The organism is Streptomyces chilikensis, assembly GCF_001642695.1.
Taxonomy (GTDB): Bacteria; Actinomycetota; Actinomycetes; order Streptomycetales; family Streptomycetaceae; genus Streptomyces; species Streptomyces chilikensis.
Genome location: NZ_LWCC02000039.1, coordinates 1 through 7,106 on the forward strand (window position 1 = coordinate 1; position 7,106 = coordinate 7,106).

Annotated in this window: 5 protein-coding genes and 1 pseudogene; all 6 read right to left on the reverse strand. The window is 70.7% G+C overall.

The window, feature by feature from the left end:
* Window positions 1-387: 387 nt before the first annotated feature.
* Complete coding sequence (gene eccD, locus A2U95_RS21475) at window positions 388-1,740, reverse strand: type VII secretion integral membrane protein EccD (RefSeq protein ID WP_166025790.1); 1,353 nt, start codon at window positions 1,738-1,740, stop codon at window positions 388-390.
* 91 nt (window positions 1,741-1,831) lie between these two features.
* Window positions 1,832-2,140, reverse strand: coding sequence for a hypothetical protein (locus tag A2U95_RS21480; protein ID WP_166025792.1), 309 nt, complete (start codon window positions 2,138-2,140; stop codon window positions 1,832-1,834).
* A gap of 274 nt (window positions 2,141-2,414) precedes the next feature.
* The gene (locus tag A2U95_RS21485) at window positions 2,415-3,275 is read right to left on the reverse strand and encodes an immunity 49 family protein (protein WP_240957519.1); all 861 of its coding nucleotides are present in this window, start codon (window positions 3,273-3,275) and stop codon (window positions 2,415-2,417) included.
* Between the two features lie 106 nt (window positions 3,276-3,381).
* Window positions 3,382-4,050, reverse strand: coding sequence for a hypothetical protein (locus A2U95_RS21490; protein WP_166025794.1), 669 nt, complete (start codon window positions 4,048-4,050; stop codon window positions 3,382-3,384).
* 277 nt (window positions 4,051-4,327) lie between these two features.
* Window positions 4,328-5,188: an immunity 49 family protein gene (locus A2U95_RS21495; protein WP_166025796.1), complete on the reverse strand. Its 861-nt coding sequence runs from the start codon at window positions 5,186-5,188 to the stop codon at window positions 4,328-4,330.
* Window positions 5,185-7,106, reverse strand: a pseudogene (locus A2U95_RS21500) (hypothetical protein); the annotation flags it as partial. The gene A2U95_RS21495 and the pseudogene A2U95_RS21500, both read right to left, overlap by 4 nt.

A 7,106-nucleotide genomic window follows, 5' to 3' on the forward strand; every position in this document is an offset into this window, starting at 1 on the left:
CGGCCGTCCGGGCACCGCGGCGGCCGGCGGCTGGGCGCGCGGCGCCTGAGGTGCCGGGGGCGCCCCCTGTGCGGGCGCCGGCGGGGCGGGCACGCCCGGCGGCTGGGGCGTCCGGGGCGTCTGAGGCGTCTGGGACAACGCCTGCTGAGGCACCTGCTGCGACGCCTGCTGCGACGCTTGCTGCGACGCTTGCTGGGGCCACGCACCCGTGGGTGGGGCAGCCTGCTGGGACGCACCGCCGCCCCTCAGGTCGCGCAGCACGTCGCTCTGCCAGTTGTCCCCGCTCGGCATCTCGCCTTCTCTCCTCCTGCGCCGCTGCCCCGTCCCCGTCCCGCCCGGGACGGCGACGAACCGGCGTCCGGTCTCCGAAGCACCAGACGTGCAATGTCAGAACTTGTCGAGCAGCTGTCCGTAGATCCCGAACACCCCGATCGCAAGCGGGAACAAGCCGATCACCCCGATGGACTCGATCAGGTCGGCGAACCTCCGCAGCCGCACCCGGACGTGCTCGGGCGGCTCCACCGCGAGCACCAGCAGCGGCAGCAGCGCCGCCGTCCCGAGGAGGGCCAGCGCGCCGGCGCCCCCCGAGTGGTCCAGCCACAGCACGGCCAGGCGCACGACGATCAGCCCCGCCGCACCGAACAGCGCCACCACCTCGGCGACCAGCGGGAACGCCCGGGCCCGGGAGAGCAGCACCACGGCGGTCACCGAGGCCAGGCAGACCGTCCAGACGTTGGGCCCTTCCGAGGAGGTCAGCAGCCAGCCGCCCGCCGCCGCGGACACGGCGGTCACGACGGTGGCGAGCGCCAGCCCCCGATGGGTGGCGGCCAGGGCGTTGGCCACCTCGTGCCGGCTCACCGAGGCCCCTGAGGACCGCTTGTCGTCCAGCGCGGTCAGACCCGAGGCCATCAGCGCGAACCGCGGCAGCAGCCCCAGCAGGACCAGGGAGACGACGGCCATCACCGCGCCCACCCGGTCCGCCCGGTCCTGCAGCAGAGCGACGACCTCCCACACGACGGTCGCGGCGGCGACCGCACCGGCCCCGATCAGCCCGCCGCGGCCGAGCGGCGAACAGTGGGCGAGCAGCACCAGCGTGAGCATCACCGTGACCGCGACGCCCGCCAGCCGGGCGGCGGGGGACCAGCCGTGGGCGTCCGCGGCGGTCCACGCGGCCATCAGACCGAGCCCGCCGGACGCCAGCAGCAGCGCCGTGGCCAGCCCCACGTTGCCCTTGCCGATCTTCGCGACCGCCGCCCCGGCGACCAGGAACACCGCGGTGACGACCGCCAGCCCGACGGCCACCCCCTCCAGCGCGAACTCCCGCCGGGCCAGGAGGGCCGCGACCACCGCGAACACCACGGCCGTCACCCCGGCGGAGACCCGGCGCGCGGCCGGCCGCCAGCGCCAGGCCCGCAGGTCCAGATCGTCCGCCACCTGGTCGGTGACGTCGTGCACCACCGGCGCCGGCGGCGCGGCGTGGGCGCGCACCAGGCGCAGCACCGCGCCGTCGGGCACCTCGGCCGAGGCGAGCGTGGCGTCGTGCGGCAGCGCGGCACCGTCCGCGGTCAGCAACTGCCGCGTGGTGGGCCGGGTCGCCACCCGGTCGTCCAGCAACCGCAAGATGTCCGGCAGGAGTTGACCGATCGGGGTGTCCGACGGGAGAACCAGGTCGGCGCGCCGCCGCTCACCTATCAGAGTGACCCTGCTGAGCTGGGTCCGGAACGTCGTCGCTGCGTTCACCGCTCACCGGAACCTATCGTCGCGTCGTGACGGGCCTCGAGTGCCCCTGCACGGACATGATCACGCGAACTCCCGTTCGCCCGTTGCGTGTTCACTGTTTCCCGCCGTCCCCACCGTCCCCGCCGGGCGAAGCGGCGGGGGAGGGGTTGTACAACTGCTCCTGCTGCTGCCGCTGTTTCTCCTGCTCGGCCTTCTGCTTCGCCAGCGTGGCCTGCAGGAACGACCACCCGACGCACCCGGCGCACAGCACGGCCGCGATCGCGATCCCCGCGAAGACCTTCCCGAACCGCTCGTCCGCCGTCCGCCGCACCCGCTGCGCACCGAACAGCAGCGCGTCCCGCATCCGCCGCCGGCGCACCGCCACCGACTCCAGCAGCTGGCTGTCGTAGTCCCGTGCCATTCAGTCGTCCTGGATCGAGGATGGATTTCGGGTCGGTCGTCGCCGCCCGGAACACCGGCGGACGTCGGTCGCCCGGGCCTGACCTGGAGCGAGGGCCGGGCTTCCGGCCCGGCCACCGCAACATAAGACATGGACGCGCCACACGTACAGCCGGGTTCCGGCAACACCGCACTCAACGCGAGTACTTGGGCACGAGACCGGTTGTGCCGGGCGCCGAGTCCCCCGGCCAGGTCCGCCTCGGTGGAGCCGGACGGCGCCCCGGGTCTTTCGGCGGTCAGGTGTCGAACTCGCCCACCCACTCGGCCTTCACCAGGACGTCGGGCAGGTAGTCGGACGTGACTTCGAGCGGCATCCCGTCGTCGTGGGCGAGACATGCCATGGCGAGCGGACCTAGTGCCACGAGGCCTTCACTGCTGAGGGCGCGGTCCTCGTCGGCGGTCCAGTACTCCTTGTGCAGCCGCAGACTCTCCTCCAGCGCCTTGCTGAACTCCGCGGTGTCCTGGCGCAGATAGTGATGGAACAACTTGATCGGCTGGGAGAGGACCATGAGCAGCAGGTCCGCACTCACGATCTCCGTGTTCTGCGGCAGCGCGCCGGCCGAAGCCGCCACGAGCTTGCCGCCCACGCCGTCGCGCCGCAGCCAGTAGCTCTGCAGGGTGTCGATCCACGCGTAGACGTACTCGTCGAACTCCGCTCCGGAGGCGCGGAGCAGAGATATCGGCACCCGGCACAACTGGGTCATGCGGTCCTGCTCACGGCAGACGACGGCCAGCCAGAACGCCTTGATCCAGTTGCCCGCGTGCGCGGCCCGGTTCGGGCCGGTCGCCGGAATGGAGCGCGCCTTGCCGGCGATCCGCGCTTCGACGCGTTCCCCGGCCGAATCGGCGGCGGCGAACAACGCGGAACCGACCTGCATCGCCGCCACCCAGGCCCGCCAGGTCGGGGCGAACTCCGCCAACGGATCGCTCGCGCATCGCGATTCCGCCTCGGTGAGCGTGATCATGAAGGCGAACTCGAGGTTCCGCGGGTCCCGCTCCAGCCCGTCGATCATCTCGGAGGCGGCCTGGTGCAGCGCTTGGTGTTCCTCTTCGGCGCCGTCCGTAGGATATGCGTGGCGGATGATGGAGGTGTGCACTGCTGGTTCTCTCCAGGGCTCGACGTGGGCCGGGCGGGGATCCTGCCGCCACTTCCACTGTCCCAGGCCCGCCCCGGGAGTCGCAGGGCAGTGGCACAGGCCGTGCTCAGCCTGTGCCTGACAGCCGCGCGACGGCGGACTCGATGAAACGAGCGGCCTCGACGGTCGAGATCTCGACATGGTCCACGTCGTGGTGCCCGAGTTCGCAGCGGCGCAGATACTCGGTGGGCTCCCAGCGGAGGTTACGGGTGAACGCCTCGTCGTAGGTCCGTTCCTCGTCGACCCGACGCCTGACGATTCCCCGCGGGCTGCTCCGTGGACAACCCTCGCTGACCTTGGCGTAGTACGTGATGTCGCCTTCGGCGTCAAGGGCGTCGAGCGTCGTCGACGCGAGCGTGAGGAAGGGCTGAACGGCGAGATTGCTGTCCACCGTGCCGAGGCGGACCATTGCGCCGTCGAGGTCGATGAATTCCCCCATGGAGTAACCGCCTCCGCGCTCGCACATGCGCAGCAGCGGCTCGTAGGGATCGCCCGGGAATTGCACCGGCACCCGGACCCCTGCCCGCACCGCGGCCGCCCACCGTACGGCTGCCCTGCAGACCTTCTTGAGCGATGCCGGAGCCACACCGGCGAGCGCGTCCTCCACCTCGACGGCGATGCGGAGATCGAGCCGAACCTCCGGGGCGATCAGCTCGGACACGTCAAGAAACGGCCAGACGCGGTCGGCGTCGAAGGCGCGTGCCCAGGCCGCCGTGCGGCGCAGGCACTCGCGCATGAGCAACGCCCGCGACTCGGCGTCCGTTCGGCAGCGGCAGCGTTGTCCCAGTCGATGGCCTTGAGCCGTTCCAGCACTGCACGTGGGTGATTCCCGAGCGTCATGGTCCAGATCCTTCAACCTTGGCGATGAGGGTCGAGGACCCAGCCATGTGGCACCCGGCCCACCACGCGGACATGAGACAGGGTGGCCGCGGCCGACCCGTCGGACTCCGTACCGGACTAGTGGAGCGGCGATACCGGACCCGGCAGTCGAGTGTGATGTCGGACCGGGCGGGTCAGGTGGGGAACTCGCCCAGCCAGCCACGCTGGACGAGGTGCGTGGGAAGGTAGTCGGACTCCACCTCGATCGGGATTCCGCCGTCGTACGCGAGGCATGTGATGGCGAGGAGAGCGAGCGGCACCGTACCGGCCGGGTCCTTTGAGCGGTCCTCGTCAGCCGTCCAGTACCTTTTGTGCAATTCAAGCCCTTCGGCCAAGGCCTGATTGAAACCCTCCTCGTCCCGCAGGAGAAATCGATAGAAGAGGTTGATCGGCGGATACAGAACGTGCTGCAGCAGATCGCGCGGGGCGACAGTCGCGGCGTCGGGGTGTGAACCCTGGATCGCGGCGGTGAGTTTCTCGACCAAGCCGGGGCGCTGCAGCCAGTAGGCCTGGAGCGTGTCCACCCAGTGGTAGACGTAGTCGTCGTAGGCCCCCTCGACCGTCCGGAGCCGGTCGAGGGGAATCTCGCACAGCCTGACCAAGCGGTCCTGATCACGGCAGACGACGGCCAGCCAAAAGGCTTTCAGCCAGTTGCCCGCATCAGCGTAAGTGCGCCGACCGAGAGCCGGAATGGTGCGCACCTTGTGCGCGATACGGCATTGAACAGTGCCCTCGGTGACCCCGGTCGCTTCGAACAGGGCCGATTCAACCTGCATGGCCGTTACCACGGCTTCCCAGGTCTCCAGCTTCGCTGCCCGGGGATCTACGCAGCATCGGGCATCCAGGTGCAGAAGAGCGGTGTCGACGGTGAAGTCCATCGAGTCGGAGCTCTCTTCCAGCGTCTGCAGATCCTCCGCCAAGTCCTCGCCCAAGCCCGCCGCGTAGGCCTCGGCGTTCGGGCCCGGCGTCCGGTGATGCGGGATGGTCACAGTCACGGGATGCTCCTGTCAGAGATGTCGAACTGCCGCGTATGGTATCCGGCATACTCGCCCGTGTTCTTCTCCCCCTTGACGACGATGTAATCCAGCTTTCCGGTCCTCAAGGCCGTCATGAGGTTGCGGGCGAGGGCGCGCTCGGCAGGGTTGTTCTCCCCCCGCTTTCGCATCTCCCGAATGATGTCGAGGAAATACTCCCTCGTTCCTTGTGAGACGCGTTGCCCGCTCGGCAGGTTGCGGGCGCCCAATTCCGTACTGACGCTGCTCTTGGCCTCGACCACGACGTAGCCGCCGTCCGCACGCCGCCACACCTGGTCGAACTGGTCGTTGCCGTTCTTGGGACCGTCCAGAGGCTCGCGCGTGGCTCCCTGGTAGCGCTCCGGAATGACGTGGTGCTCGGCCACCGCCTCGCCGAAGGCTTCGGAGTGGTCCCGCATCTGGATGTGCGCTTCCCGGTACGCCTCCTCAGCCTTGACCTTTTCCGCGAGAGTCTCCGGAGTCGGATTCTGTTCATGGGCGGCCCTGGCTTCCGCCTTCGCGTCCCTCATGGCCGTGTCGTGCTGAACGGCTTGGTGCCGTGCCTCCGCCGCTTCCTTGAGCGCGGCGACGGCTTCCGGCGTCGGAGGCTTGGTGTGAACCTTGTCCCAGTCACCGAGGAAGCGCGGCGCCAAGGGAGCCGGCGCGTCCTTCACAGCGACCCATGGATGGTTCGGTGACTGCCGCGTCAGCTGGGGAGGTACCGTCCCGGACTCGTCGACCACCTCCAGGCTCTTCCGGTTGCCGTTGGACTTGTAGTAGTCCTCGAAGTAGCCGGGTTCCTCATTGGCGCGCCTGACCTGCTCGTCCATGACCTCACGACGCCGTGCGGCGTCGTCCACGTCACGGCCGCCCGCACTGTCCGCGGAGTCACGACCGGAAGGCCCACTCCGGTTTCCGTCCCCGGCCCGGCCCATGTCGTCGCCTGTGCCGAATGCGTCGTCGCCGGCCCGGCCGATGTCGTCCAGACCTCCTGTCGGCACCTCGGGACCGCGAGGGCCGGGGAGGGCGTCGGTGCCACCCGTACCGGGCAGGTCGTGAACGGTGCTCGGGCGGGTGCCCGATGTCTGGTCGAGGCTGCCCGCGGGAGGGGCTCCGCCGGCACGGCCGGTCGGCAGGTTGTCCGCGGCGTTCCCGCCCGGGATTTCGTCGACCGAGGCCCGTATCGGCGGAACCTCCGCTCCGGCGCGTATCGGCGGCACCTCCGTGCCGGCGCGGACGGGTGGTGTGGTGTTGTCGCCGGTGCGGGCGGCGTCGCCGAGGGTGTCGGCGGGGTCGCTGCCGAGGCGGACGGCCTGGCCGGGGCCGTCGGCGGCGGCGTGGGCCGCGTTGTCCGTGGCGCCGGCGCCGACCAGGGCGGGTTCCCGGACTGGGGTGGGCGTGTGGGGGGTGTCCGCGCCGGCGGGTGTGCCGTGGTCGGTGCCGCCGGGTTCGCGGGGGGCCTGGTCGGCGCGCTGGACGACGGTGCCGGTGTCGTCGAGGAGGTTGCCCTGCGGGTCCAGGTAGCGTGCCGGGGCGCCCGGTTCGGTGGGCAGTTTGATGCTGCCCTCCGGCACCGGGACGGTCTGCTCGGGCAGCCGGACGTTGCCGTCCGGCAGCCTCGTCGCGCCGTCCGGGAGGATGGTGCCCGCGGGCAGGTCGAACGTGCCGTCGGGCAGGCGGACCGTGCCGGGCGGCAGCTCGAAGGCGTTCGCCGGCAGCGGCGGGATGTCGATGTTTCCGACGCCCTTGAGCGCGGTGGCGATGTCGCCGATCTTCGACAGGCCCGCGCCGGCGCCCTTGGCGATGTAGGTCATCGGGTCGATCGCCCTGCCGGTGGCGGACAGCACCTTGGCGACCGCGCCGGCCTTGCCCGCACCCGCCACCGCACCGCCCGCACCAC